This window comes from Nitrosospira sp. Nsp18, assembly GCF_900103145.1.
Taxonomy (GTDB): Bacteria; Pseudomonadota; Gammaproteobacteria; order Burkholderiales; family Nitrosomonadaceae; genus Nitrosospira.
In genome coordinates, this window is sequence record NZ_FMWY01000034.1 from 1 (window position 1) to 26343 (window position 26343).

Genomic DNA, 26343 nt, shown 5'->3' on the forward strand with positions numbered 1-26343 from the left:
ACGCCGGAGAATCACTTCGGCTTTGAGGGCGTCGCCTGGTACTGGCACTTCGTGGACGTGGTCTGGCTGGGCCTGTTCATATTCGTCTACTGGCTCGTATAAGCAAGTACATCATACCGCTGGGTATTAATGACCCAGCGGTATGAATCCCAAATAGGTCCCCAGCATGAGCATGGCAAACAGAAAGACTGATAGTCCAACGCGCAGGGTCAAGGACCTAACCGCACGTATGCCGTTTCCTTTATCCTTGATTACATAATATAGCGCGGACGCCAGGCTACCGAGGATAAAGAGGAGAAATAGAACGACGACAATTTTCAAGGTCAGTCCTGTAGTTATTGGGTCTGAGAACAAGTTTAGCCGAGTTCTGAATACTATCCAATGACTATTTTAGGCTGGCAATTCACGCCGCGATTGTGGTCAACAATAGCGGCCACAGCCGGTATAGTAATTTTCATACAACTTGGTAATTGGCAGCTTTCCCGTGCCGAAGAAAAGGAATCGCGGCAGGAGCGGCTTGATCTTCTTTCGCGAGAACCTGCTGTCGCGGTACCGGACATTCCGGTTCGCATCGAAGATTTTCAATATCGCCAGGTCGAGGCACGAGGCGAGTATGTACCGCTACACACGATTTACCTCGACAACAAGATATTTCAGGGTATGGCTGGTTACCAGGTAATCACCCCGTTGAGGATAGGTAAAAGCTCAATGCATATTCTGGTGAACCGGGGTTGGGCTCCAGCAAATCGGGACCGTAATAAATTGCCTGAAGCGCCCGCACCAAATGGCGAAGTGATTGTCTCAGGATTAGCAACGATAGCGACACAAAAAACCCTGGAACTGTCAGCGGACGTTGTAGCGGGTAAAGTTTGGGAAAATCTTGACCTTGAGCGTTACCGGCGCGCTACAGGATTGATGCTGCAGCCGGTAATGATATTGCAAAAAAACGACGTGAAGGATGGCTTGGTGCGCCAGTGGGTGCGGCCGGATTCGGGCGCCGCTAAGAATCTTGGATATGCGTTTCAGTGGTTTGCCATGGCGCTGGCTGTACTGATTATTTATTTGGTGTTAAGTGTCAAACGAAATCGCCCCAAGGAAAAATAGACGAACGCTGATCTTATTGCTACTGCTGTTTTGCGCGCCTATTATTGCTTCTTATGCGCTGTTTTTCTCGGATATAAGGCCCGGCAGCGTTAATTATGGCGAGTTACTCGAAGTTAAAGCCCTGAAAGGGAGCGCTTTAAGTCAAACCGACCAGACGATTTTTCGCATGCGTCAAGTTCGTGGCAAATGGGCATTAGTATCAATTGACTCAGGAAAATGCGATGAGCGATGCCGGGAAAAATTATATTACATGCGTCAGGTGCGCCTGGTGCAGAATGCTGAACGGGATCGAATAGAGCGGTTATGGCTGATCGATGATAATGAAATCCCGTCACCGGAACTCGCACGTGAGTATGAAGGTACCTTATTTATTAATGCGAAGGATAGCGACTTGCTCAAAGCTATTCCCGCCAAGGCTTCGCAGCACGACCATATTTACCTTGTCGATCCTATAGGAAATCTTATAATGCGTTTTCCGAAAGATGTGGATCCTTCAAAGATGGCGAAAGACATCAAGCGATTGCTCAAGGTTTCTCAATTGGAACATGCGATGGGGACGGATAAGCGTCACTGAGCTGATATAGGTCGCGGCCCGAATATTGAAATGAAAGCCGGGATCATTGCAATAGCTGACGGAACCCCGCATTGCAGCGATCCCTCGAAGTCGGTAAGCGCAGGTATAGTGCCTGCACTGAATTAGGAGATGAACATTATGTCTACTACGAGCATTGCCTGGCAACAGACCGCCTCACGTATGCAACACTTCTATCGGTTGACGAAGCCTAGAGTTGTATCTCTTATCGTCTTTACCGCGGTTATCGGCATGTTTCTCGCAGTACCCGGTGCCGTTCCTTTAAACGCGCTGATATTTGGTACGCTGGGTATTGCGCTCGTAGCCGGCGCGGCTGCGGCAGTCAATTGCCTGGTCGAGCAAAAGATCGATGCGATAATGAATCGTACACGTGGCCGACCATTGCCCCAGGGAACGGTCACATCGCCCGAAACCTTGTTTTTTCTTGCGTTGATCGGTGGGACCGGATTACTTATGCTTCACCAGTTGGTAAATCCGCTAACCATGTGGCTTACCTTGGGGACCTTTGTCGGATACGCGATTATATATACCGTCATACTGAAGCCCAACACGCCGCAAAACATCGTCATCGGCGGTGCTTCCGGCGCTATGCCGCCCGTGCTCGGCTGGGCGGCGGTGACGGGCGAAGTGTCCTCGGACGCGCTGCTTCTGTTTCTTATAATCTTCGCCTGGACGCCGCCACATTTTTGGGCGCTGGCGCTGTACCGCAAGCTTGAGTACGCTAAGGTGGGGATGCCGATGCTCCCGGTTACTCATGGCGATAAGTTCACGCGCTTGCATGTCCTCCTGTACACGCTGATACTCATCGCCGTCACATTGATGCCTTATGCGACGCAGATGAGCGGGCTCATCTATATTACCGGTGCTTTGGTATTGGATGCGGTATTTCTGTACTACGCAGTAAAAATATACCTCGATTATAGTGATCAGCTCGCGCGCCAGGCGTTTCGTTATTCCATCTGGTATCTCGCTGCACTATTTACGGTATTGCTTGTGGATCATTACATCAGGTTATAGTAAGCGTGTGAGACTCCTGCAATTCAATTCCCTGCAATTCAATTCGCGCACGATATGGCCAGCGGCGGTAACGCTTCTGGCCGCTCTCCTGCTCACAGCCTGTAATAACGGCAACGCCCCAAAACCGACATTTCTCTCGACGGATATTACCAACGCCGGCTTCGGTGCCGATTTCAACCTGGTCGACCATACCGGCAAAATGCGTACGCTTGCAGACTTCAAGGGTAAAGCGGTAGTAGTTTTTTTTGGCTATACCCACTGCCCCGATGTATGCCCGGCGACAATGGGCAAACTTGCGACTGCGATGAAAGAGCTCGGCCCGGAGGCATCTCGTGTTCAGGTATTATTCATTACCGTGGATCCTGAACGTGATACTGCGCCGGCACTCAAGGAATACCTGTCTGCGTTTGATCCAACCTTTCTTGGTTTATATGGCGATGACCGGGCGACGAAAAAGGTCGCAAAAGAATTCAAAGCCATTTATCAAAAACAGGAGGGAGAATCCCCCGGACATCACACCATGGATCACTCTACCGGTACCTATATCTATGACACAAAGGGAAAGCTTCGGCTATACGTGAGCAGTGAGAAGGACGCTGATGTTTTTGCCCATGATCTTTCTGAGCTATTGAGAACGACAAGTTAGTACACTTGCAGCACAAGCTGGCTCAGCTCCAGATTTCCACTAGTATGACGGTCGGAATAAGCTCAGGTTAAGGTAATACCGCAACTTAAGGAAATAGCTTTCCCGGATTTAGTATATTGTTGGGATCAAACACGCGTTTGATCGCTTTCATCAGCGTTATCGTTGGCGCATCGATCTCCTTCCCGACAAACGCGCGTTTTTCGCTGCCCACGCCATGCTCCCCTGAAAGCGTGCCATTGAGTTCGATCACCAGGTCGAATATATCATTCAGACATTTTTCCGCGCGGCTCATCTCGTCGGCGCAATCCGGATTCACGAGCAAGTTGACATGAATATTGCCATTGCCCGCGTGACCAAAATTGACATTGGCAATGCGATATCTATCGCTCAGTTGCATCAACCCGTCGAGAAATCGAGGTAGTGCCGAAACCGGTACAACCACATCCTCATTAATCTTCTTGGGCGCAATATCGCGCAGTAACGGAGACAATGTTTTACGGGCCAGCCATAAACTTGCGGTATCCACTGTTTCCTCCGCATGGATGAGCCCCTCGTTGCGGCATGCAGAAAGAATCGCCGCGCGCGATTCCGAAATATATTGCTCGGACCCATCCATTTCAATCATCAGCATCGCGCTGGCGTCAGGCGGCAGCATATTGGGGAATCGGCTACGTATCAGGTTGAGCGACCCGGCATCCAGGAATTCAAGCGCGCTGGGCGTCTGCGGCAGCGCCATCACCCGGACTATCGCTGCGGCACAGCTCGGAAGGTCCCGGTAATGCGCAGTGAGCCCGCCATAAGATTGAGGGAGCGGAGTAAGCTTAAGTGTTGCTTCCGTAATAACGGCCAGCGTACCTTCCGAGCCTATTAAAAGTCGCGTGAGGTCATAGCCCACTACGCCTTTGGTGGTATAACAACCCGTCCGGATTATGTCTCCCGCGCCTGTAACGGCCTTGAGTCCTAGCACGTGATCGCGTGTCGTCCCATATTTGACTGCATGTGGCCCTCCCGCGGAGGTCGCCAGATTTCCCCCTATGCTTGAGTAGCCCGCACTCGACGGATCAGGTGGCCAGAAGTAGCCGTGAGGCCGCGCCGCGTCCTGTATCGATTGATTGATAACGCCGGGTTCTGCCACAATCACACGATTGGCGGGATCGATGTTGATAATGCGTAGCATCCGCTCCAGGGATAACGCCACCCCGCCCTGTTCAGGAAGGCTTCCGCCCGAGGTGCCGGTGCCGCGTCCGCGTGGCGTTAGCGGAATTTTAAAGTCGTTACAAAGCGACACTATAGCCTGTACTTCCGCGGTGGTAACCGGAAATACCACCGCATCCGGCGGAAAAATCTTTCGCGTGTTGTCATACGCATAGGCATAACAATCCACCGGATCCGTATATATCCGATCCGCCGGAAGCAGACAGACAAGTTTGGCGACGAAATCAGGCGTAATTACAAGAGACCTCTTATCATCCATCGGCTCCGCCTTTCCATCTTGAAAAAGCACAAGTATCCTGCTTGGCCAAACTTTCCCAAAAGCTTAATCCAGGTACTCGAAAACTTTCACAACCTTCCGAACACCACTTGTAGACCGCGCAATGTTCACTGCACTGTCCCCCTCCCTTACCTTTACAAGGCCCAGCAGATAAACCACAGCATCCTCAGTAACAACTTTAACGTGATTGACCTGAAACTCCCCGCTATCTAGAAAACGGGCCTTGACCTTGGACGTCAGCAATGCATCATTGCTGCGGGAAGCAAACGAACTTACGTCACCTATCGCTATCTCATTGGTGACTTTCCGTACGTTCTCCACGCCCGTCACCAGTTTTCCAATCTCTTTTTTCAATCCCTCGGTTGGAGCCTCGCCAGTAAGCAGCACGTTACGATTGAAGCTGGTGACGTTGACATTGACATCTCCACCCATCTTTTCGCTGATCCGTCGGCCGCTCTTAAACTCAATCCCCTCATCCTCCACGAACATACCACTGGTGCGCCGATCCTGCGACACCGCCGCCCCCGCGCCAACACCCGACACCACGCCGGCCGCAACTAGCACAGCACAGCCTGAAATGAACGGAAACAGCAATATCAGCAACCACTTCAAATTCCGATTAAGCATTCATACCCCTAATAAAAAAGAATAACCGCATCAGCATCATGCGGTCCAGTTCCAGCAATTTCCAACCAATTTGTGGCCTAACCCAGAAAAAACCACACAACTCCCACGGCGGCTATTTCGTAATACATACGAAATAGCTCAGTAGGGTAAATAAAATCCAAAAAAGAAACCTCATTCAATTGAAGTCGCTCGTCCGAGCCGCGGTCATCAATAAACCGCGCAAACACATGCCATTCCATCACGTACGGTATGCTGCTATTCTCCAAATGCGTTCCTGATCCACTCAACCTCCTTGCCGCCATGACCCGATAATAATACCGCGTCGAAACGGCAGGGCGGCTCGAACTTCAGAGCAGCAAGATAGTGACGCGCCGCACATAATAATTTTTTCCGCTTCACAAAAGTGATGCTGCCCGCCGCGCCACCAAAGAAGCGATTTGTACGCATTCGGACCTCAACGAATACCAGTGTCGTACCGTCTTGCATAATGAGATCAATTTCGCCAAAGCGGCAACGATAATTCCTTTGGAGCAAAACAAGATCATGGCGCAGAAGATAAGCTTCTGCATAGCGCTCCGCCTCGCTCCCATTCAACTTGAATGTTCCATATATGTACCGCAGTTAATCAAATGCCGATAAACGACATATATTATTTTACAATACTCTGCATCCCAGCAATCACCCACCACCGCAAAATGCAATCAAAGGAATTACCCTCGCCGGGCGCGTTATATATTGTAGCCACACCAATAGGAAACCTGCGCGACATCACCCTGCGTGCGCTGGACATACTTTCGGCAGTGGATGTGATTGCCGCAGAGGATACTCGCACCACCGCTAATTTGCTGAGGCATTATTCGATAAATAAAAAGATGATGGCCTTGCATCGCCACAATGAAAACGCCACGGTGGACAAGGTTGCCAGTTTGTTATCACGAGGGCAATCAGTGGCACTCGTTACCGATGCCGGCACCCCGGGAATCTCCGACCCCGGGGGAATTCTCGTTAAGCTGGTACGGGAACGCGGATATAAAGTGGTACCAATCCCTGGCCCCAGCGCGGCAGTTTGTGCTCTCTCGGCAGCAGGAATCACCGCTCCCCATTTTCTATTTTATGGTTTTCTCCCAGCCAGCGGTGGGCAGCGACGGCGGGAGCTGGAAGCGTTGAAATCACAGCCATTCACCATCATCTTTTACGAGGCGCCTCACCGCATTCTTGAGTGCCTAACCGACCTGGTTGAGGTACTGGGTGATAAAAGGCAAATAACGATTGGGAGAGAACTGACAAAATTATTCGAGACAATCCACAGTTGCGAGCTCGGCGACGCCTTGGGCTGGCTTCAGGCTGATCCTAATCGTCAAAAGGGCGAGTTCGTACTGCTAGTATCAGGCGCAGTAGCGCCGAACCCGGCGGAATTACCAGAACAGGCGCTACATATGCTGAAGCTGTTGTTGCGCGACTTGCCGCTAAAACATGCAGTAACGTTATCTGCGGAGATCAGTGGCGAAAGCAAAAATACGCTGTATTCGCAAGCTCTTCTACTACAACGCGAGCAAAATCAACAAAAATAGCGATCGGCCCCTCAAATGCCAGCGCTTGGCCTAGTAGACGCTAATTGCGGAAAAACATGGATGTGAACCAAGGCGTTCCAATCAGTAATCCCAGCACATAAACCAGCAGGAGTTCCCAATACTTCATCCGTCCCTGGTAGGCCGTCAAAAACTCAGGTCAAGCATAATCCTGATGAGGCTGGCGCAAGGTTGGGGCAGCGACTATAATACCCGGTCGCATGGTAACATCAACTGGTTCTTGCGAACGTGGGCAGCCCCCACTGACATTTAATTTTTTGGAGAGTCGACTATGAAAACACCTGCTACCTTTTATCACGCTGGCTGTCCTGTATGTGTCGAAGCCGAGCGGCAGATTGCTGACGCTCTGGATACCGACCGTTACGAGGTTGAACTCGTGAATCTCGGCGAGCAAAAGGATCGTATCGCGGCTGCTGAAGCGGCTGGCGTCAAGTCGGTGCCCGCAATTGTCATCAACGGCGCACCTTTCCACATCAACTTTGGCGCACCGATGTCGGCATTGAAGTCCTAATTGCCGGGAATGGCGGGCGAACTGCTCGCCATTTGCATAATATTTCCCATTATAAACACGATATACGCTACTCCCCGTTGCTCAAACCAAAGCTTGCATCCTCTGCATTTCCCTTCCCTTCCCTTCCCTTCCCCTTCCCTTAGGCGCCCCTGTCTGGCGAACACCCGATCTTTATTTTTCCGTAGCATGGCCGAGCATATGTATGCCGAAATAAACTCGAGTTTTCTTCTATACTAAGAAAATATCAGGAGTATTATCATGTCGACCATACCCGCGGGAGGAACAATGGAACTCATTCTATGGCGCCATGCCGAAGCTGAGGATGGTTCTCCGGATACTGCGCGAGAACTGACCGATAAGGGGGTGAAACAAGCGCGCGCGATGGCAGAATGGCTGAAGCCAAGGCTACCCAAAAACACGCGCGTGATAGTTAGTCCAACTGTGCGGACTCAACAGACTGCTGCCGCACTTGACGAGGATTTTGAAACTGTCAAAGAGATTGGGCCTGCCGCGTCGGCGAAAGCAGTTCTTGCAGCCGCTGGCTGGCCAGAAGCCAAAGGCGCAGTCGTGGTGGTGGGCCATCAACCCACGCTCGGGGAAGTGGCAGCGGTGCTTATATCCGGCGAGCCCGCAGGATGGCCCATGCGCAAGGGTGCGATATGGTGGTTCAGCCACAAAACGAAGGGAGGCGTAGAGGAGACGATTTTACGCGCCAGTATTTCACCCGACATGCTGTGACATGGTTAACGGCTGATCTTAAAAAAGAAGCTCACGCCACTTGCCGATCATGATCCGGAGACGGGCCGCTAGATACCTAGCCTGCGATCAAATAGCCATGCTTGTCATGGAATCTCCAGGGTTTACGAGGCATCAGCCTGTTCTGCGCCTCAGGTGGAATAAAGTGTAGGGGAGAGCGCCGACCTCGGTACGGTAGCATTACAAGATGCTGGCTATCAATTAGCTGGATAGGAAGGACAGCAAAGCAAAACATTCGCTTTCTTGCAACATCGGTGAAATTTCCGCTTCCGAGCACCGCAACAGGCCGCTTGTGCTGGCTGCATGGGGGTCGTGTACAATGCATCCACGTGCCGGCGCGACCGGTAATCATTAAATCAATTACATCCGGTACCGAACAGCCGTCCTGGATATCGGGTGCAGGAAGTTAGCTCCTCCAGGCGTCCGAATTTAACAAACGTACACAGTGCCTTTATAGTCGCAAAAATCCCTTGAGTTTTCGCGACTTTTTGCTTCATATACGACACCCCACCCACTGTTTTTTTCTCATCAGGTAACCGCGCATTCCGGTATACCCAATCAAGACCCGCCAAAATATGGAACCAAAAAAAACCGCCAGCCGCCAATCCCTTGGTCTGCTGAGCCTGGCTGCGCTCGGCGTCGTCTATGGGGACATCGGCACAAGTCCCCTATACGTCATGAAGACTGTTTTTGACCCTGCCCATGGACTTGCCGTCAACGAAGGCAATGTAATCGGCGTCATCTCGCTCATTTTTTGGGCACTCATGATTGTGGTCTCACTCAAGTACATCACTTTGATTTTGCGAGCGGACAATCATGGGGAGGGCGGCATCATGGCGTTGCTGTCGTTAGCGAGCTCCTCGGTCGCAGGTCGTCCACGGCTGCGCAATTTCCTGTTTCCCATCGGCGCGTTCGGTGCCGCGCTATTCTTCGGCGACGGCGTCATTACCCCGGCGATCTCCGTATTGAGCGCCGTGGAAGGACTGGAAGTCGCAACTCCCCTACTCAAACCCTACGTACTTCCCATAACGTTGATTGTGCTGATCGCGCTTTTTTTGCTGCAGCAGCGCGGCACAGGAGGCATTGGTACCCTATTCGGACCGGTGACCCTCATATGGTTCACTACCTTGGGACTCGCCGGCCTCGCCAACATTGCTGTTGCGCCACAGATATTGGCAGCGTTTAATCCTATTCATGCCCTCGCCTTTTGCCTCAACAATGGTTGGCTGGCGTTTATTGCTTTCGGCGCCGTGGTGCTGGCGGTGACGGGGGGAGAGGCACTCTATGCCGATATGGGGCACTTTGGGCCGAAGCCGATTCGGGTGGCATGGTATGGATGCGTCCTTCCCGCGCTTACACTAAACTATCTTGGGCAGGGAGCACTTGTACTCTCCAATCCGCTGGCAATCGCCAATCCCTTTTTTCTATTGTTTCCCTCCTGGGCCCTCTATCCTGCCGTAGGACTGGCTACCGCAGCGACAGTGATTGCATCGCAAGCCGTTATTTCCGGGGTCTTTTCGGTGACCAGACAGGCGATACAGCTGGGATTCCTGCCGCGCATGCAGATCAAGCATACTTCGGATCGAACAATCGGCCAGATCTATATTCCATTCGTCAATTGGATGCTGCTGGCAGCCGTGATCATGGCGGTACTCGGGTTTGGCTCGTCATCCAGTCTTGCGTCCGCCTACGGTGTCGCCGTGACCGCTACCATGGTAATTGAAACCATACTTACTTTTTTCGTACTTCGTTATGCCTGGAATTACCCGTGGCTGCTATGCGTTCTGGCGACCGGATTCTTCCTGACGATCGATACGGTATTTTTTGCCGCTACCATTCTCAAAATCGCTCAAGGGGGCTGGTTTCCGCTAGCAATTGGAGCAGTTATCTATTTTGTCATGGTTACGTGGAATCGCGGGCGCCGCATCCTGGTTGATCACTTGCGCTTCGCGGCAATACCACTCCTGCCGTTCCTTGAGTCACTGACTGCGCATCCGCCGGCGCGCGTGGCGGGTACGTCGGTTTTCTTGACGGCTGATCCAAATGGGGTGCCACACGCGCTTTTACATAACCTTGCCCATAACCAGGTCTTGCACGAGCGCGTAGTGTTTTTGACTGTAACGTATATCGAAACTCCCTGGGTTCCAGCAGACGAGCGAATATCGGTAAAGCCATTAGTGGAAAACTGCTACCAGATTACCGTTCGATACGGCTTCAAGGACGAACCCAATCTGCCGTATGCGCTCGAACTATGTGAGCCTTATGGGCTTGTGTTCGAGCAGCTTAAAACGTCGTTTTTTCTTAGTCGCGAGATCGTAGTGCCGAGTCCCGGGGCTGGGATGGCGATGTGGCGGGAACGCGTTTTTGCAACCATGGCGCGCAATGCAAGCAATGCTGCCGAATATTTCAAGCTACCTGCAAATCGTGTTCTTGAGCTGGGTGCGCGGGTTGAGATATGACGGGTTTCAGAATGGATTATTCAGCAAACAGAGTGCACGGCGTGGGAAAAAGAAACGATTTCAGAAATGGCGCGCCCAACACGATTCGAACGTGTGACCCCCGCCTTCGGAGGGCGGTACTCTATCCAGCTGAGCTATGGGCGCTAATATAGATAAGCTTGTCGACTAAAGGAATCTCGGGTAGCCCTCCATCTTTGATAGTGACGTGCTTCGACAAGAACTAATCCAGGACCCGGGCGATAGGATAGCTTTTTTTAAACCCCGCGTCCAACGTAACAAATCACTTTTTGCTTCGGTAGGCGTGAACCTATACAATAATCACTTTACTTGGAGTTATCGTGAGCGCCGCTGAAGACGAAGAGCATTCCTCGATTATTAAAACACCAAAACAATTGATGGTGGTCGTTCTAGCCGCTTTCGTGTTTCCTGTTCTGATTATTTGGCTATTGGGGAAGTATGTTACTGGAGATGTTCCGATAGACCAAAACAGTCGTGCTTTTTCCAATGAAACTGTGGCGCAACGCTTGAAGCCGGTGGGTGAACTGGTGCTTGCAAGTGATACTTCGCAGTCTGGAGCGCAATCTGGTGAAGGAACCGGTGAACCAGCGAGCGCGGTAGCTCCTCCTCCGGCAACGAGTGCGGCAGCTGCTCCAGTAGCAGATGCGGAAGGTCCGGAAAAAATAAAGGCAATCTACACCGCTAGCTGCGCTGCCTGTCACACCACTGGGGCGGCTGGCGCGCCCAAGCTGGGCGATAATGCTGCATGGAGCGCCCGAATCAAGGCTGGCAACGAGACACTCTACAACAGCGCACTTAAGGGAAAAAATGCGATGCCCCCGAAAGGCGGAAATGCGAGCCTCTCCGATGCCGACGTGAAAGCGGTAGTCGATTACATGGTGAGCCAGTCAAAGTGAATCTCTGAGCAATTTCGATAGTAAGATAAAGGGCGATAGGTAAATTACATATCGCCCTTATTTTTATGAAGAATGCCCGCGTTTGTGTATCTGATCTGCCGGAATTATTGATTCCGTAAATATGGCCACGTTCGCGATCGGTGATCTGCAAGGTTGTTATCAGGAGTTTCAGGAGCTCCTTGAGCTAATTCGTTTTGACCCTGCAGAGGACAAGCTGTGGCTGGTGGGGGATATTGTCAACCGGGGTCCGGATTCGTTGGCTGTGTTGCGCTTCGTCAGAGGGTTAAAAGATGCAGCAATAATGGTCCTGGGCAATCATGATCTGCATCTACTCATGGTGGCCGAAAGATGCGTCAAACTTCATCGGAATGATACATTAAATGATATTCTCGACGCGCCTGACAGGGATGAGCTGCTCCATTGGCTGCGGCACCAGAAGTTGCTGCATGCGGACGGTAATTATGTCATGGTGCACGCGGGTTTATTGCCTTCCTGGAGCGTCGCACAAGCTTCGCTCCTGGCGAAAATAGTGGAGACTGCGCTTCGCAGTCCGGATTTCCACGAACTTTGCCGCCATATGTATGGGAACCAGCCTGACCATTGGGACAACGGCTTGGAAGGTTATGAGCGTCTGAGAGTGGTAATCAACGCCATGACACGCATGCGTGTATGCACTGCGGACGGAAAAATGGATTTCGGCTACAAGGGCTTGATGCAGGACATTCCAGCCGGTTACCTGCCATGGTTCGATATGCCCAATCGCGCCAGCAGCGAAGCGATTATCGTCTGTGGGCATTGGTCTGCGCTGGGGCTGCAAATCAGGGATAACTTGATAGCGCTCGACACGGGTTGCCTGTGGGGCGGGAGCCTTACCGCTATTCGCCTTGAAGATCGGCGGCTTTTTCAGGTGTCTTGTGCGGCAGGGGAAGGGATAAGGCATCTGCAATAGCATGCTCCGCACCTCGCGCAAGTTCTCGCCGGTTTTTCCCGCTGCTGTTGATCGGGTCGGCGAAAATCAGTTCCAAGTCAATCCACGGTTGACTTAATATCTGCCGTAACGATTCCAATAGCGAAATCTTGACGTATGGCACTGCCTTACTGATTTCTCCTGTCGTGTCCGTATAACGTATCGCCACCGGATAAACCAGCGCTGCAACCATTACCGCGGGTTGCAACAGCGATGCATGAAAATGGCGAAGCAAAGTACCATCGCTGGTAGTGCCTTCGGGGAATACCGCAACGCGATCGCCAATTGTTAAAGCATCCCCGATATGTTCATTTATCCGGGCGGTATCGCGGCGTTTTGTGCGTTCAATGAACAAGGTGCCCACGTTACGGCTCAACCAGCCGAACAGAGGCCAATCTCGAATTTCAGCCTTGGCTACAAAACGTGCGGGACATACAGCTATGAGAGCATGCACGTCCACCCAGGAAACATGATTCGCCGCCAACATCACGCGCTGCGTTCCGGCGCTGGGCGGGGTGCCGCGGTAGTGCAATCGGATACACAGAATCGCGAGCAATCCGGCGCACCAGTTTTGCGCCATACGCCTTTGTGCTGCCTGACCAAGATGTGGGTAAATCGCGGATTGAACCAGACCCGAAACGATATGCAACAACAGGCGGACGGAGCGAAAAACCTGTATCAGCCGACTATTGGTATTGATTTCGTTTTTCATGTCATTATTATTGCATCAATAATGACATGCTGCCTCAGCAGCAGCGCCAGGTACTTTTTTCGGTCGGTGTCATTGCGCTTCCCGTTATAGAATGCGGCTACCGAAAATTTCAAAGTATCGCTGGTCTATTTCATCCCTGGTGAAGCTGTGATTCTGGCCACCGCGCTCGGCAATTTTCAACGCGCCCATCAGGGAGCCAAGCTGCCCGGTGCTCTGCCAATCCATTCCATTAGTAATTCCGTAAAGCAGGCCTGCGCGAAAAGCGTCACCACATCCGGTGGGGTCCACCAGTTTATCTGCCTTGACGCTCGGGATCTCGATTTGTTGACCATCAGAATAAATTACTGACCCTTCACCGCCTTTTGTGACAATAAGTCCCTTCACAAGTTTTGCCAGCGCTTCCAGCGAACATCCGGTACGCTCACGCAGCAATTGACCCTCGTAGTCGTTAACAGCTACGTAATCCGCCTTGTGGACAAAATCCAGGAGTTCTTCCCCGTTGAACATGGGTAATCCCTGACCCGGATCGAACATGAATGGAATGCCGGCTTCGTGAAATTCGCGTGCATGCTGGACCATGCCGTCTCGCCCATCCGGGGCAACGATGCCCAGGCTTGCGGTTTTTGCGTCCGCTACGTGATTTTCATGAGAAAAATTCATCGCACCCGGATGAAAGGCGGTTATCTGATTGTCCGCCAGATCGGTTGTAATGAATGCTTGCGCGGTAAATATACCCGTAATGCGGCGTATATGAGTTTGCACAAGGTCCAGGCTCGTTAACCGGTACGCATATGGTTGATAGTCATCCCCAACGGTTGCCATGATGAGCGGCTTGCCGCCTATCATTTTCAGGTTGTAGGCGATATTGCCAGCGCAGCCACCGAATTCTCTTCGCATATCCGGTACCAAAAAAGCCACATTCAGAATATGGATTTTTTCGGGCAGAATATGGTTCTTGAAATGGTCGTTAAACACCATAATGGTGTCGTAGGCAATAGAGCCGCAAATGAGTGTATTCATGGGCCTGATGGATAGTGAAGGTTTACGTGCTTCAGATCGGAACGACCATCAAGCGCTGTGCTGTTTCCATACTAGATCCAGCTCCCGCGCGGCCTTTACGTCGTCCAGCCTGCGCACGGGGGTCGTATGAGGCGCGTTTTTTACCAAGTCCGGCTGAGTGTGTGCTTCTTCCAGGATTTCCTTCATCGCAGCGACAAATGCATCAAGCGTTTCCTTGGATTCAGTTTCCGCCGGTTCGATCAGCATGCATTCCGGCACCAAGAGCGGAAAGTAGATGGTAGGGGCATGGTAACCCTTGTCCAGCAGGCGCTTGGCTACGTTCATCGCAGTTACGCCTGTACTTTCCTTCAGGTCTTTCAATGTAACAATAAACTCATGGCTGGCTCGGCGGTTCGGGTAGGCAATCTCGAAACCTGCCTTGCTCAGTTCCGCCATCAGGTAATTTGCATTAAGCGCAGCGAACTCGGCTACGCGATGCATTCCTTCCGCACCGAGCAGACGCACGTAGATATAAGCCCGGAGCAGCACGCCCGCGTTGCCCATATGAGCCGAAAGTCTGCCGATGGATTGCGGTATCTCCTTTTCCGTGAGCCAGCGATAAAGTCCGTTTTCGAGTGCTACCACCGGTACGGGCATGAATGGCAATAGCCGAGGGGCAACCCCGACCGGTGCTGACCCGGGGCCGCCGCCGCCGTGTGGCGTTGAAAAAGTCTTGTGCAGATTGATGTGAATGACGTCGAACCCCATATCGCCGGGCTTCACCTTGCCGAGTATGGCGTTCAGGTTCGCGCCATCGTAATAAAGCAATCCACCTACCTCGTGGACGATTTTGCTCATCTCAGCCACGTTTTTTTCGAACACGCCAAGCGTCGAAGGATTGGTCAGCATCAACCCTGCCGTTTGTGGACCCACCGCTGCCTTCAGCGCTTCCATGTCCACGTCGCCGTCTTTGTCAGTGGGTATTTCCACCACCTTATAGCCGCACATGACCGCTGTGGCGGGGTTGGTCCCGTGTGCTGCATCGGGAACGATGATTTCAGTGCGGGCGGAATCGCCGCGCGACTCATGATAAGCGCGAATCATCGATATCCCGATCAATTCGCCCTGTGCCCCGGCCATAGGCGTAAGACATACTCCAGCCATGCCGGTTACATCTTTCAGGATTTCCTGAAGCTCATACATGCAGGCGAGAAATCCCTGACCGGTACTTTCCGGCGCCCGCGGATGCCGCGCCAGAAATTGAGTCAGCATCGCAAGCGAGTTGCATGCTCGAGGGTTATATTTCATGGTACAGGAGCCAAGCGGATAGAACTGCGTGTCTATCGAGAAATTCTTTTGCGACAAGCGGGTGTAATGACGCACAGCGTCCATTTCAGACACTTCCGGCAGCAGCGGCGGCGCTTTACGCATCAGGTTTTCCGGAATGCCGGCTATCTCCGGACTTGTTGTCGGGGATTGAGAATAATTGCGCCGTCCGGGGCGCGAGTGTTCAAATATCAACATAGTGAAGTCCGATTCTTTGCAGTAAATACTTATTGAAAGGGGGTCCCGCCAATACGGGTTGCCCGGTCGCGTCGTCGGTATCCGGGCCTATTGCAGAGCAGCCAGGGCGGCATCATAGTCGGGCTCATCCTTGATTTCCGGTACGAGTTCAGCATAAATTACCTTATCGTTCTCATCCAGCACCACGACGGCCCGGGCAGTGACTCCAGCCAACGGACTATCGGTAATCGCCACGCCATAATTTTTCATGAATTCGGAACCGCGCATGGTCGAAAGCGTTACCACTTTGTCCAACCCTTCGATATCGCAGAAGCGGCTCATTGCAAAAGGCAGGTCGGCAGCGATTATCAGCACCACCGTATTAGCCATATTGCTGGCCTTTTCATTGAACTTGCGGGTCGACATGGCACAGACCGGCGTATCCAGGCTAGGGACAATGTTGAGTACTTTTTTCTTGCCGGCAAAATCAGCCAGCGTCACATCCTTCAGATCCTTGTTTACCAGCGAGAACGCCGGCGCCTTTTCACCGATTTTCGGAAAATTACCTTCAACTTTAATCGGATTGCCGGCTAAGGTGACCATATTGTTGCTCCTTGTGTGAGGGCGATATCGGTTCGAGTGGTTGAGAATCAACTGACGAGTTACAAATTATCGATGGCGTTCGCCAACTTCTCGGTGTAATTTTCCAGATCAGCAGATGTTTTGGTCTCCGTGGCGCATACGAGCATCGCATTGCCAAGCTCCGGGTAATATTCGTCCAGATTCAGCCCACCCAATATCCTCTGGTTTTTTAGCGCCTGCAATACATCCTTGGCCGGCGCCGGTAGGGAAATCACTGTTTCGTGAAATAATGGCCCGCTGAAAATTCTTTTAACGCCCTTGCAGTTCTCCAGTTTTTCCAGCAAAGCCAGCGTATTCGCATGGGACTGCGCGGCAATGCGTCGCAACCCTTCCGGCCCTGTCAGGGATAGGTAAATGGTGGCCGCAGTGACCATCAATCCTTGATTGGTACATATGTTCGATGTAGCCTTGGATCGCCGGATGTGCTGTTCACGTGCCTGAAGTGTGAGCACAAAACCGGTCTTGCCGTCCAGGTCCGTCGTGCGCCCGATAATACGTCCCGGCATCTGGCGTACCAGCGTCTGCTTGCAGGCCATGAAGCCGAAATAGGGTCCGCCGCTCGAAAGTGGAATTCCCAATGGCTGGCCTTCACCCACCGCGACATCAGCGCCCTTCTCGCCCCATTCGCCGGGGGGAGTGAGTATGGCGAGCGCCATGGGATTGACTACGGCAATAGCCAGTGCGTTTTTGCTGTGAGCCCAATCGGTGAGGGCATCGACCTCTTCGAGCACGCCGAAAAAATTGGGCTGGGGAATGACCAGCGCGGCAAATTCCTCCTTGCCGAACTCGTCCAACGCTTCAACCAGAGTCTGGCCAGATTGCTTGCAATAAGGTAGCTCAACGACGTCGATACCCTGGTTTTTGACGATGGCCCGAACCACGCTGCGATAAACGGGATGAACGGTCGTCGGCATCAGAATACGGCGTGAGGATTTGTGAGAGCGTACCGCCATCAATGCCGCTTCCGCCAGCGCGGAGGCGCCGTCGTACATGCTTGCATTGGACACATCCATACCCGTTAGCGACGCCATTATCGTCTGGTATTCATAGAGCAATTGCAGCGTGCCCTGGCTGGCTTCGGCTTGATAAGGGGTATAAGAGGAGTAGAACTCGCCGCGAGTGGTTATTTGCCATACCGCGGCCGGGATGTGGTGCTCATAGGCGCCTGCGCCTATGAAATTGAGATACCGCCCATCTATCTCGGCGCGTTCCAGCATCAGCCGCGATACTTCCATTTCGCTCAAGCCTGGGGGCACACGTTTCAGGCTACCCGTCTTGAGGGCGGCCGGAATTTCATCGAACAGATCATCAATGGTATTTGCGCCGATACTCGCAAGCATCGTATTTATATCTTCTTCAGTATGGGGAATGAACGGCATATTTTTTCCGCGAAATCATTGAGTGAACGGTAAACCTGATAAATAACCTCGAAAATAACCTCGGGGTTATTTATCAATCGCCGTCGGCTTCGAGTATTTTTTGATACCCTGCATAATCGAGCAGATTATTCAGCTCGCCGGCATTTTCCGGTTTTAGCCTGAAGAGCCAGGCCGAGTAAGCATCCTGATTTATCTTCTCGGGAGTCGATTCAAGCTCGGGGTTGACAGCGATTACCTCTCCTGAAATGGGTGCGTATACGTCAGCCGCGGCTTTTACCGACTCGACAACGGCACATTCTTCTCCCCGCTTGAGTTTGCGCCCCACGTTAGGCGTTTCCACGAAGACCATGTCGCCCAGTAACTCTTGAGCGTGCTGGGTAATGCCGATGGTTGCCGTGCCATCATCTTCGAGCCTCACCCATTCGTGGGATTTGGTGTATTTCAAATTGTTTTGGATACTCATGTCTTCACTCCAGAATTAAATGACAACCGCGTTGCCGTCAATATCAAACCAGGATTTTGCCATTTCGCACGAACGGGTATTTCACCACCTTCGCTCTCAGCATCTTGTCCCGCACTACGACTTGCACTTCATCTCCGGGGGAGACGCTTAGCGGCAGGCGTGCCAGCGCGATAGATCGTTCAAGCGTGGGGGAAAAGCCGCCACTGGTAATTTCACCTTCATTCTGATCGGGGTGCGTCATCACTTTCTGATGACTGCGCAATACGCCCCGATCCAATAATATCAAACCGATGAGTTGTTGTTTTACCGGCTTTTCCAGAAGTGCCTGCTTACCGATAAAATTACGATCGCTTTTCAACTCGACCGTCCAGCCCAACCCCGATTCCAGCGGGTTGGTAGTATCATCCATATCCTGGCCGTAAAGGTTCATGCCCGCCTCAAGCCGTAAGGTGTCGCGCGCGCCTAATCCTGCCGGCGCTACGCCTGCAGCATGAAGCGCATTCCAGAATTCTACGGCATCAACCGCCGGCAGCATGATTTCAAAGCCATCCTCCCCGGTGTAGCCGGTACGGGCGATAAAATATTTATCAAAAAAAACTGCCTGGAACAGCTTGAGATTCTCCGTTTCCGCCTGAGACCCCGCAATGACTTGCCAAACCTTGGCACGAGCCTCAGGCCCCTGTACCGCGATCATGGCCAGATCACGACGTGGAATAATTTCAAGTCCGGGAGCAATCTCATCACGCCGCGCCAGGATCCATGCCAGATCCTTGTCGGCAGTACCTGCATTGACAACCATGCGGAAATGCGATTCTGTGAGAAAATAAATGATGAGATCATCTATTACCCCACCCTCGGGATTCAGCATGCAGGAATAGAGTGCTTTGCCGGACTGCGTCAGTTTATCCACATTGTTGGCGACCAGCCGCCGCAGGAACTCACGTGCAGTCTCGCCCTTGATATCAAGGGCGAGCATATGGGACACGTCGAACATGCCCGCATCACTGCGCACCCGGTGATGTTCGTCAAGCTGGGAGCCATAGTGCAAAGGCATATCCCAGCCGCCGAAATCGACCATCTTGGCCTTCATGTCGCGGTGGGTTTGATTAAGGGAAGTTGCTTTCAAAGATCGATACCTCAAAAAAAAGGGTGAAGTCATGTCATGACTTCACCCCTCTGTCCTTTTTACCTGAGAGATTACGGAATATCTGTTTCTCTATTCCGTCTGCCCCTTCGGTGGCCAACTCAATGCCGGCGCTCTCCAGATTGCCTTTTCACAAGCGGTTCTCAGGGATCAGGATGACCTGCTCCACGCCTGAGCGATTCCGGGGGGTTGCGCCTTCGGCGGCGCCGATGAAACCGGCGCACTCTTCCGCTTGGATATAAATAAATAGCAGACTCGAACTATACTCCAGCAGCCGGGATCAAGACAAGGCATATCACATGGCCGAACTGTTCTTGCCTGCAATTCTAAATAAGTGAATCAACGTGTTTTGACTTTAAAATGGTATCTTATTCAAGCCCGGCAGCGATTAAATTCGAACCTTTGTGCTGCTTATATCCAGACGAGGCAGCGATTTATCCATGATAACGGGGTGTTATGAACGTGAGGTAAAAATGTATCCTGGCCATTTTGGGTTTTCTGAGCAGCCCTTTGCCGATTCATCAGTCACCGATTTTTTTTACGAGGGAGCCAACCGGGGCGCGACGCTGGATGCGCTCATTTATGTGCTTACACATGGTGAGGGGGTAGAGGGCATCATTCAGGTCATCGGCGCTGACGGCAGCGGTAAAACCACGCTATGCCGGTCACTGATAAAGCGATTGCCTGCACAAATGCAAGCTGTTTATCTCGCCAAGCCGGATTTTTCGCGAGAAGAATTTCTCCATTCGATCATGAATGAATTAAATCCCGGAGGCACTGAAAGCGCTACTACCGCTGTGCGGGCCACTGGTGCGATAGAAGAACTGCAACGTGCGTTGACCGAGAAACATGCCGGCAACGGACAAGTCGTGTTACTCGTGGATGAGGCTCATATCCTGTCTGCGGAAGTACTTGAAGAGGCATTGGCCCTGTATGACCTGGAATCGCCCCGTCACAAGTTGCTTCAAATCGTCCTGTTTGGCCAGGTTGAACTTGAAAACAAGTTGGCTTCGCCACAGATGCGCAGGCTTAACGACCGCGTCACTCATCGCTTTGCCCTGCAGCCTTTTAATACTAAAGCAGTTGAAGAATATCTGGTGCGCCGCGTGGGTACGGCGGGCTATCCCCACGCCGATATTTTTTCTGCTAAGGCGGTAAAATTGATTTCAAGGGCTTCCGGCGGGCTTGTTCGACAGATAGACATTCTCGCGGATAAATCCCTCCTGGCGGCATCGATCGCCGAAACCCGCGAAGTAGATGCGCATCAGGTCAACGCAGCCGTTGAGGATTCAGGAATCAAGCGCAGCTCCAGCGGCGGAAGCTGGCAACAATGGCGAGTTTTTCTGGGCCACTGCACAGTTGATGCGGTGGCCGTGTTTTCTACGGTCGCGGTCGTAGCGCTGGGCGTGTTGGGCTGGCATGATATTCGCTCCCCTTCGCCGGAGATTACCTCGCTAGTTGCTTCGATGCCGCTTGAAGCAACAACGCCAGCGCCGGTTTCGATTCCCGCACCCGGACCCGTATATTCCACGATGGTCACATCGATTCCTCCCAGCACTCCCCCTTCAGTTTCAGCGGCTGCAGCAGCGCCTTCCGGCATTTCCCGCTCAGTTTCGGCAGTTGCCTCTACGCCTGCTCCTCCCGAAGCTGTGGCAGGGATAGCACCTTCCGCAGAGAGTAAGCCCGCTGCCGAGATCGGACAACGCAGCACTGCCAGAACGCATATTGCCGGCGTTGAGCTGGCGGGAAATGCATTGCTGGAGCAGCGACTTGAAGTGACAACCAACACCATGCGCAAGACGGATAAGAATTTCTATACGATCCAGTTGTTCGCCACCGAAAACATACAGCCCGACCGTATGGAACGATTTCTGCTACGTGCACGGAGTCAGGTTGATTTATCCGATCTCTATGTCCACCCAGTAAGTAACGGGGATCAGGCCAAGTTTATCGTCACATATGGCATTTATCCCAGCCGTGACGAAGCCGACGCGGCGGTGGCAGGACTTCCAGAGAAATATCAAAGCTCGTTTCAACCGGCCTTGTTTGCCTTGAGCGACCTCCACTGATCCCGTATTTGTATGGAAATTTCCAAATGCTTGTGTTTTCGATATTCACGGCGCGGCCATTTCCAATAGCCGCGGGCGCGGCAATACGTGATGCTACAATGGTAACTGTCCGTTAAACATCATTTTACTCATGCCCGCTCCCTATCTTGCCACTGCCTTGACCGGCCCGATCCTTGATCTGGAGACATGCATCATCAATGCCATGCCCACCATTGAGCACTGGCTGAGCAATGAGTGGCAAAAGCATACAGTGCCGTTTTATTGCTCTGTGGATTTACGCAACAGCGGGTTCAAGCTGGCGCCCGTGGACACCAACCTGTTCCCCGGCGGTTTCAACAATCTCAACCCTGAATTTTTGCCGTTGTGCGTACAGGCAATGATGGCGGCAGTTGAGAAAATATGTACCGGCGCGCGCAGTGTGCTGCTGGTCCCGGAAAACCACACGCGCAATATTTTTTACCTGCAAAACCTGGGAGTGTTGCAAGCCATCATGCGCCATGCCGGCATGGATATTCGCATTGGCACCTTGTTACCAGAGATTACCGCAGCCACTGTGATCAATTTGCCCGATGGCGGCAAGCTTACGCTGGAACCGATCCAGCGCAGAGGGGATCGCGTGACGATAGAAGGCTTTGACCCGTGCGTCGTGCTCCTCAACAACGATCTCTCGACAGGCATACCGGCAATTCTGCAAAATCTCGGGCAGACCGTCGTTCCACCCCTTCGCGCAGGATGGGCGACCCGACGCAAATCGCAGCATTTCGCAGCTTACGACAACGTGGCGCGAGAATTCGCCGACCTGATCGGCATCGACCCGTGGCTCATCAATCCCTATTTTGCCGCTTGCGGCAAGATCAATTTTCGCGAAAAGAAAGGCGAAGACTGCGTAGCAAATACCGTAGACGAGATCCTGAGCGACATTCGGGAAAAATATGTGCAATATGGCGTCAAGGAAGACCCCTTCGTCATTGTCAAGGCCGATGCCGGCACCTATGGCATGGGTATCATGACCGTGAAAGATGGTGCCGAAGTCCGCGCGCTTAACCGTAAGCAGCGCAACAAGATGGCGGTCGTGAAAGAGGGCTTGCAGGTGACGGAAGTCATGGTGCAGGAAGGCGTATACACGTTCGAGAGCATTAATGAAGCGGTAGCCGAACCTGTAATATATATGATCGACCGTTACGTGGTGGGCGGATTCTACCGGGTCCACACCAGCCGTGGAGTCGACGAGAACCTCAATGCTCCAGGTATGCAGTTCGTACCGTTAGCCTTTGAAGATACCTGTCTTATGCCGGATCGTGAAGCCCGGCCAGGCTGTAGCCCCAACCGATTTTACGCTTATGGCGTGATAGCGCGCCTCGCGTTGCTCGCGGCAGCGCAAGAGCTGGAAAAAAGCGAAGGGCGAATCGAGGCTTTGTCGCTTAGCGTGACGCCATAATTCTTTCTTCAACCATTTCATCAGAATGCTGAGCTTGCAGACGCGTTCTGGAAAAACTGGTTTCGCCTTTGTATGCCGCTAGCGTAACCGAGGGTTCATAATTTATGAAAATCGCCTTCGTTCTCGACCACCTCGATTCAATAAAAACATATAAAGACTCGAGCTTCGCCATGATGCGCGAAGCGGTTTTCCGCGGCCATGATCTATTTGCCATGCAGCAGGGCGATCTGGTGTGGAAAGGTGGCGAGACAATAGGACTCGCGCGAGCCCTGCAATTAACGAGTGAGACTGATAAAGGGCGTCCGTGGTATCGGACAGCTGAACCGGAAGAAACGCTCCTGCAGGAATTTGACGCGGTGCTGATGCGCAAGGACCCGCCTTTTGACATGGAGTATGTTTATAGTACCTATCTGCTTGAGTTGGCTGAAAGCCACGGCGCTCATGTCATCAATAGTGCACGAGCAGTGCGGGACCATAATGAGAAGCTCGCGATAGCGAAGTTTCCGGAATACACTGTGCCTACGCTGGTGACAAGGCAGGAACACCTGATTCGCGATTTCCTTGCTGAATACAGCGATATCATCCTCAAGCCACTGGATGGCATGGGTGGTGCGAGCGTGTTTCGCATTCACAGCGCTGATCATAACATAGGCGTGATAATAGAAACCTTGACGCATTACGGTACACGCACGATCATGGCTCAGCGTTACATTCCCGAAATCAACCAGGGAGACAAGCGTATTCTGCTGATAGCGGGAAAGCCCGTGCCCTACACGCTGGCGCGTATTCCCAAGCCGGGTGAGACCCGCGGCAATCTTACCGCAGGCGCCAGGGGCGTAGCGCAGCCACTTACGAGGCGCGATCGGGAAATTGCCGAAGCATTAGGTCCCGCATTATATGATGAGGGCTTAATGCTTGTCGGGTTGGACGTAATCGGTGACTACCTTACCGAAATTAACGTCACCAGTCCGACAGGGATGACGGAAATTACTGATCAGACCGGCTTCAACGTAGCAGGGATGATGTTGGATGCGATTGAAAAAGCATACTCGTAAAAAACGGAATACGGATTGCAGCCACCGCTACGCTATGCCTCCTTAGCCTGCTAAGGAGGCTTGTTCTATTTGAGCACGTCGAACAGGTTGTTGAAATCGTCAGTCCAGGTAGCAAGGCCGAAGAGCGGTTTAATCGAGCTCGTAGCTTCGCGAATCGGCCCTGGCTGCAAGGCTCGCTTATCCTTGGCTATCAATACCCAATCAGTTTTTCGCAACGGTGAATTCTTTGCCTCATCATGGATCAGCACTGACTGCAATCCCTGATCCGCGGCGATTTTTTGCACCACAGGGGCAAGCGATAGGAAAGTATTGGTAACGTGAAAGGCAATGATACCGTCCGGATTCATATGGCGCAGATAGATCGCCACAGCCTCTCGCGTGATGAGGTGTATAGGAACGGAATCGCCTGAAAAGGCATCTACCGCAAGCACATCGAATCTTTGGGGTTTCTCTTTTTCTAATGACAAGCGCGCATCACCTTGCACAATTTCGATGCGAGCCTTACTGTCGCTGATAAAGGTGAATTCGCTTCGGGCTAGCTCGATCACCTGAGGGTTGATCTCATAAAAACGATAAATGTCCCCGGGCTGGCCGTACACGGCAAGGGTTCCTGCGCCCAGACCGATTACCCCTACCTTTTTATCTTGCGATCTGGTGTGAGCGATGGCAAGACCAATTCCGGCGGTGGGCCCATAGTAGGTCGTTGGTTCAAACCGGCGATCCGGGGCGAGATATTGTCCCCCGTGATTTACCGAACCATGATGGAGTTCGCGAATGTTGTCCGCTGGATTATCGTAGTTTTTATCAAGGATCAGCAAGGTTCCATAAAAGCTGCGTTCCATCTTGCGAGCATCCTTTAAATCATCGGATATCTGCGCAAAGAGAAAGTATCCGCACAGCAATGCAATACAGGCAGCTCCAGCAGGCAATAGCTTGCGCTCCCGGAAGAGAGAAAGCGCCAACAAGGCGATAATGATGAATCCAATACCTAGCTCGTAATATGCGGGAAGAACACGCGGGGCGACGAGCCCAACCATGATTCCACCGAGTGCGCCCCCGAGGGAAATCATGAGGTAAAACCGCGTCAAATATCTAGGCGCAGGTCGCATCTGCGCCAATTCCCCATGAGAGAACATGCAAAAGAAGAATAGACCTACTGCGTATAAGGGAATGGCGGTCTTCACATTGTAACCAATGCCACCTTGTAAACCATAAGCGCACGTAATAATAAATGCCGCGGTGGGCATCAAGAAACGCGAACGAACATACCATCGGTCGCTTTCGAAGCAGAGAACAAAGGTGAGCAAATAAATGGTGAGCGGCAGGAGCCACAGGAAGGGGATGGCGGCGATGTTCTGGGTGATATGGTTGGTAATCGCAATCAGAAGCCATGAGCCTGTCGCGGACAGACCGAGCCACGACAGATAGTCGCGCAGGCGTGGTTTCCATCCGCTTTCATGTTTATGGCTCAGAGCAGAAGCTTCTGCCGTCAGGACCCGGGCGTGGCGAAAAAAATAGAAAGCGGAAGCAGTACAAAGGAGTGCAAATAGCGCATACACATCAGACCACGCATAGGCCTGTAAATGAAGGGAAGTTCGCGGCTCGATGAGGAATGGGTAGCTCACCAGAGCCAGCAATGAGGCAAGGTTCGATAATGCGAAGAATCGATAGACGTGAGTACCGATGAGCGTACGAGTCACCCAAGCCTGAATAAGTGGCCCGGTAGTCGATATCAAAAAATAGGGAAGGCCAATCGTACTTACCAGGAGAACCAGTATCAAAAGCGCGGGATCTTCCGTGCCGGAGGGCTTCCATGCCGGATCGGGTATGATGGGCAAGAAGACCAGGCTTACGGCAAGCAAGGAAACGTGGAGTGTTACCTGATAGAGAGGCTTGAGATGCCGCGTAATCCAGTCGGAGTACGCATACCCTGCTAGCAGTACTACCTGAAAAAATACCATGCAGGTTGCCCAAACAGCAGCCGAACCGCCAAACCATGGCAGAATATGCTTGGAAATGAGCGGTTGAACCAGGAACAACAGGAACGCGCTGGAAAAGATGGTGACGGCAAAAAGTGCCATCGTCATCGATTTTTGTGCTGAATTCATGCGCCATTCCCCGCGGAAATCGGAGGCCACTCATAAAACCTTACAGTTGCGACCTTGGTCCTCAGCCTCATACAACTTATACAGCCCAGTTTTTGCCGCCTGTTCCCGCAGAAGATATCGTCATACAGAGATATTAGTCATGCAAGCTTGATGTACG

The 26343-nt window shown here is 52.2% G+C and carries 26 protein-coding genes, 1 tRNA gene and 1 riboswitch; of the genes, 14 read left to right on the forward strand and 13 right to left on the reverse strand.

The annotated features are described in order from the left end of the window. A partial coding sequence (locus BLS94_RS12870; RefSeq protein ID WP_176767880.1) for a cytochrome c oxidase subunit 3 occupies positions 1-102 on the forward strand: 102 nt, incomplete at its 5' end. Between the two features lie 24 nt (positions 103-126). On the opposite strand, the gene BLS94_RS12875 is transcribed toward BLS94_RS12870, so the two are convergent. Further along, positions 127-321: a twin transmembrane helix small protein gene (locus BLS94_RS12875; protein ID WP_176767881.1), complete on the reverse strand. Its 195-nt coding sequence runs from the start codon at positions 319-321 to the stop codon at positions 127-129. A 60-nt stretch (positions 322-381) separates the two neighbouring features. On the opposite strand from BLS94_RS12875, the gene BLS94_RS12880 reads away from it, so the two are divergent. The 4 genes from BLS94_RS12880 (at position 382) to BLS94_RS12895 (ending at position 3359) form a co-directional block, all read left to right on the forward strand. Then, positions 382-1104 (forward strand): SURF1 family protein, encoded by a 723-nt coding sequence (locus tag BLS94_RS12880; protein WP_090961736.1) that lies wholly within the window; start codon positions 382-384, stop codon positions 1102-1104. Further along, positions 1073-1678, forward strand: coding sequence for an SCO family protein (locus BLS94_RS12885; protein ID WP_176767882.1), 606 nt, complete (start codon positions 1073-1075; stop codon positions 1676-1678). The genes BLS94_RS12880 and BLS94_RS12885 overlap by 32 nt, the downstream gene beginning before the upstream one ends. Before the next feature lie 138 nt (positions 1679-1816). Further along, positions 1817-2713: a heme o synthase gene (gene cyoE, locus BLS94_RS12890; protein WP_090961739.1), complete on the forward strand. Its 897-nt coding sequence runs from the start codon at positions 1817-1819 to the stop codon at positions 2711-2713. A gap of 7 nt (positions 2714-2720) precedes the next feature. Further along, positions 2721-3359: an SCO family protein gene (locus tag BLS94_RS12895; protein ID WP_256325433.1), complete on the forward strand. Its 639-nt coding sequence runs from the start codon at positions 2721-2723 to the stop codon at positions 3357-3359. An 85-nt stretch (positions 3360-3444) separates the two neighbouring features. On the opposite strand, the gene BLS94_RS12900 is transcribed toward BLS94_RS12895, so the two are convergent. From BLS94_RS12900 to BLS94_RS12910, 3 genes are all read right to left on the reverse strand, one after another. Further along, positions 3445-4833, reverse strand: a complete 1389-nt coding sequence (locus BLS94_RS12900; RefSeq protein WP_090961800.1) for an FAD-binding oxidoreductase — start codon at positions 4831-4833, stop codon at positions 3445-3447. 63 nt (positions 4834-4896) lie between these two features. Further along, complete coding sequence (locus BLS94_RS12905) at positions 4897-5478, reverse strand: BON domain-containing protein (protein WP_090961742.1); 582 nt, start codon at positions 5476-5478, stop codon at positions 4897-4899. Positions 5479-5733: 255 nt separating this feature from the next. Continuing rightward, complete coding sequence (locus BLS94_RS12910) at positions 5734-6072, reverse strand: YraN family protein (RefSeq protein WP_090961745.1); 339 nt, start codon at positions 6070-6072, stop codon at positions 5734-5736. A gap of 101 nt (positions 6073-6173) precedes the next feature. Between BLS94_RS12910 and rsmI the strand changes: the two genes are divergently transcribed. The 4 genes from rsmI to BLS94_RS12935 all read left to right on the forward strand — a co-directional run bounded on the left by rsmI (position 6174) and on the right by BLS94_RS12935 (position 10793). Next, on the forward strand, positions 6174-7049 hold the full coding sequence (rsmI, locus tag BLS94_RS12915) for a 16S rRNA (cytidine(1402)-2'-O)-methyltransferase (RefSeq protein WP_090961802.1): 876 nt from the start codon (positions 6174-6176) through the stop codon (positions 7047-7049). Positions 7050-7338: 289 nt separating this feature from the next. Continuing rightward, positions 7339-7578 (forward strand): thioredoxin family protein, encoded by a 240-nt coding sequence (locus tag BLS94_RS12920; protein WP_025042147.1) that lies wholly within the window; start codon positions 7339-7341, stop codon positions 7576-7578. A gap of 285 nt (positions 7579-7863) precedes the next feature. After that, on the forward strand, positions 7864-8316 hold the full coding sequence (gene sixA, locus BLS94_RS12930; RefSeq protein WP_072767973.1) for a phosphohistidine phosphatase SixA: 453 nt from the start codon (positions 7864-7866) through the stop codon (positions 8314-8316). Positions 8317-8909: 593 nt separating this feature from the next. Then, positions 8910-10793, forward strand: a complete 1884-nt coding sequence (locus tag BLS94_RS12935) for a potassium transporter Kup (protein ID WP_090961750.1) — start codon at positions 8910-8912, stop codon at positions 10791-10793. A gap of 67 nt (positions 10794-10860) precedes the next feature. Here the strand turns inward: BLS94_RS12935 and BLS94_RS12940 are convergent. Further along, a tRNA-Arg gene (locus BLS94_RS12940) sits at positions 10861-10937 on the reverse strand. Positions 10938-11131: 194 nt separating this feature from the next. On the opposite strand from BLS94_RS12940, the gene BLS94_RS12945 reads away from it, so the two are divergent. After that, the gene (locus BLS94_RS12945) at positions 11132-11707 is read left to right on the forward strand and encodes a c-type cytochrome (protein ID WP_072767975.1); all 576 of its coding nucleotides are present in this window, start codon (positions 11132-11134) and stop codon (positions 11705-11707) included. A gap of 121 nt (positions 11708-11828) precedes the next feature. After that, a complete protein-coding gene (locus BLS94_RS12950; protein WP_090961753.1) occupies positions 11829-12656 on the forward strand; it encodes a symmetrical bis(5'-nucleosyl)-tetraphosphatase in 828 nt (275 codons plus the stop codon). Here the strand turns inward: BLS94_RS12950 and BLS94_RS12955 are convergent. The 7 genes from BLS94_RS12955 to gcvT all read right to left on the reverse strand — a co-directional run bounded on the left by BLS94_RS12955 (position 12583) and on the right by gcvT (position 19531). After that, positions 12583-13386 (reverse strand): lysophospholipid acyltransferase family protein, encoded by an 804-nt coding sequence (locus BLS94_RS12955; protein WP_090961756.1) that lies wholly within the window; start codon positions 13384-13386, stop codon positions 12583-12585. The two genes, BLS94_RS12950 and BLS94_RS12955, sit on opposite strands and share 74 nt — an antisense overlap. An 84-nt stretch (positions 13387-13470) precedes the next feature. Next, the gene (locus BLS94_RS12960; RefSeq protein WP_090961759.1) at positions 13471-14406 is read right to left on the reverse strand and encodes a carbohydrate kinase family protein; all 936 of its coding nucleotides are present in this window, start codon (positions 14404-14406) and stop codon (positions 13471-13473) included. A 48-nt stretch (positions 14407-14454) separates the two neighbouring features. Further along, positions 14455-15909: an aminomethyl-transferring glycine dehydrogenase subunit GcvPB gene (gcvPB, locus tag BLS94_RS12965; protein WP_090961763.1), complete on the reverse strand. Its 1455-nt coding sequence runs from the start codon at positions 15907-15909 to the stop codon at positions 14455-14457. 87 nt (positions 15910-15996) lie between these two features. Next, entirely contained in the window at positions 15997-16491 is a 495-nt protein-coding gene (gene tpx / locus BLS94_RS12970; protein ID WP_090961766.1) for a thiol peroxidase, read from the reverse strand. A gap of 59 nt (positions 16492-16550) precedes the next feature. After that, positions 16551-17909, reverse strand: coding sequence for an aminomethyl-transferring glycine dehydrogenase subunit GcvPA (gcvPA, locus tag BLS94_RS12975; RefSeq protein ID WP_090961769.1), 1359 nt, complete (start codon positions 17907-17909; stop codon positions 16551-16553). 73 nt (positions 17910-17982) lie between these two features. Further along, complete coding sequence (gene gcvH / locus BLS94_RS12980) at positions 17983-18372, reverse strand: glycine cleavage system protein GcvH (RefSeq protein WP_090961771.1); 390 nt, start codon at positions 18370-18372, stop codon at positions 17983-17985. Positions 18373-18415: 43 nt separating this feature from the next. Continuing rightward, positions 18416-19531, reverse strand: coding sequence for a glycine cleavage system aminomethyltransferase GcvT (gene gcvT / locus BLS94_RS12985; RefSeq protein WP_090961773.1), 1116 nt, complete (start codon positions 19529-19531; stop codon positions 18416-18418). 7 nt (positions 19532-19538) lie between these two features. After that, positions 19539-19647, reverse strand: a riboswitch (glycine riboswitch). 309 nt (positions 19648-19956) lie between these two features. On the opposite strand from gcvT, the gene BLS94_RS12990 reads away from it, so the two are divergent. The 3 genes from BLS94_RS12990 (at position 19957) to gshB (ending at position 24078) form a co-directional block, all read left to right on the forward strand. Next, positions 19957-21585 (forward strand): AAA family ATPase, encoded by a 1629-nt coding sequence (locus tag BLS94_RS12990; RefSeq protein ID WP_090961775.1) that lies wholly within the window; start codon positions 19957-19959, stop codon positions 21583-21585. 130 nt (positions 21586-21715) lie between these two features. Further along, positions 21716-23023: a glutamate--cysteine ligase gene (gene gshA, locus BLS94_RS12995; RefSeq protein WP_090961777.1), complete on the forward strand. Its 1308-nt coding sequence runs from the start codon at positions 21716-21718 to the stop codon at positions 23021-23023. A gap of 104 nt (positions 23024-23127) precedes the next feature. Continuing rightward, positions 23128-24078, forward strand: a complete 951-nt coding sequence (gene gshB / locus BLS94_RS13000) for a glutathione synthase (protein WP_090961779.1) — start codon at positions 23128-23130, stop codon at positions 24076-24078. A gap of 65 nt (positions 24079-24143) precedes the next feature. Here the strand turns inward: gshB and BLS94_RS13005 are convergent, their stop codons facing one another. Next, positions 24144-26186 (reverse strand): spermidine synthase, encoded by a 2043-nt coding sequence (locus tag BLS94_RS13005; protein ID WP_218124810.1) that lies wholly within the window; start codon positions 26184-26186, stop codon positions 24144-24146. Between the last annotated feature and the right edge of the window lie 157 nt (positions 26187-26343).

What these genes read in the sequence shown, in the direction of transcription:
- BLS94_RS12880 (WP_090961736.1), top strand. Translation starts at nt 382, where the DNA reads ATGACTATTTTAGGCTGGCAATTCACGCCGCGATTGTGGTCAACAATA.
- cyoE (WP_090961739.1), top strand. Translation starts at nt 1,817, where the DNA reads ATGTCTACTACGAGCATTGCCTGGCAACAGACCGCCTCACGTATGCAA.
- BLS94_RS12900 (WP_090961800.1), bottom strand. Translation starts at nt 4,833, where the DNA reads ATGGATGATAAGAGGTCTCTTGTAATTACGCCTGATTTCGTCGCCAAA.
- BLS94_RS12905 (WP_090961742.1), bottom strand. Translation starts at nt 5,478, where the DNA reads ATGCTTAATCGGAATTTGAAGTGGTTGCTGATATTGCTGTTTCCGTTC.
- rsmI (WP_090961802.1), top strand. Translation starts at nt 6,174, where the DNA reads ATGCAATCAAAGGAATTACCCTCGCCGGGCGCGTTATATATTGTAGCC.
- BLS94_RS12920 (WP_025042147.1), top strand. Translation starts at nt 7,339, where the DNA reads ATGAAAACACCTGCTACCTTTTATCACGCTGGCTGTCCTGTATGTGTC.
- sixA (WP_072767973.1), top strand. Translation starts at nt 7,864, where the DNA reads ATGGAACTCATTCTATGGCGCCATGCCGAAGCTGAGGATGGTTCTCCG.
- BLS94_RS12935 (WP_090961750.1), top strand. Translation starts at nt 8,910, where the DNA reads ATGGAACCAAAAAAAACCGCCAGCCGCCAATCCCTTGGTCTGCTGAGC.
- BLS94_RS12950 (WP_090961753.1), top strand. Translation starts at nt 11,829, where the DNA reads ATGGCCACGTTCGCGATCGGTGATCTGCAAGGTTGTTATCAGGAGTTT.
- BLS94_RS12955 (WP_090961756.1), bottom strand. Translation starts at nt 13,386, where the DNA reads ATGAAAAACGAAATCAATACCAATAGTCGGCTGATACAGGTTTTTCGC.
- BLS94_RS12960 (WP_090961759.1), bottom strand. Translation starts at nt 14,406, where the DNA reads ATGAATACACTCATTTGCGGCTCTATTGCCTACGACACCATTATGGTG.
- gcvPB (WP_090961763.1), bottom strand. Translation starts at nt 15,909, where the DNA reads ATGTTGATATTTGAACACTCGCGCCCCGGACGGCGCAATTATTCTCAA.
- tpx (WP_090961766.1), bottom strand. Translation starts at nt 16,491, where the DNA reads ATGGTCACCTTAGCCGGCAATCCGATTAAAGTTGAAGGTAATTTTCCG.
- gcvPA (WP_090961769.1), bottom strand. Translation starts at nt 17,909, where the DNA reads ATGCCGTTCATTCCCCATACTGAAGAAGATATAAATACGATGCTTGCG.
- gcvH (WP_090961771.1), bottom strand. Translation starts at nt 18,372, where the DNA reads ATGAGTATCCAAAACAATTTGAAATACACCAAATCCCACGAATGGGTG.
- gcvT (WP_090961773.1), bottom strand. Translation starts at nt 19,531, where the DNA reads ATGACTTCACCCTTTTTTTTGAGGTATCGATCTTTGAAAGCAACTTCC.
- BLS94_RS12990 (WP_090961775.1), top strand. Translation starts at nt 19,957, where the DNA reads ATGATAACGGGGTGTTATGAACGTGAGGTAAAAATGTATCCTGGCCAT.
- gshA (WP_090961777.1), top strand. Translation starts at nt 21,716, where the DNA reads ATGCCCGCTCCCTATCTTGCCACTGCCTTGACCGGCCCGATCCTTGAT.
- gshB (WP_090961779.1), top strand. Translation starts at nt 23,128, where the DNA reads ATGAAAATCGCCTTCGTTCTCGACCACCTCGATTCAATAAAAACATAT.
- BLS94_RS13005 (WP_218124810.1), bottom strand. Translation starts at nt 26,186, where the DNA reads ATGAATTCAGCACAAAAATCGATGACGATGGCACTTTTTGCCGTCACC.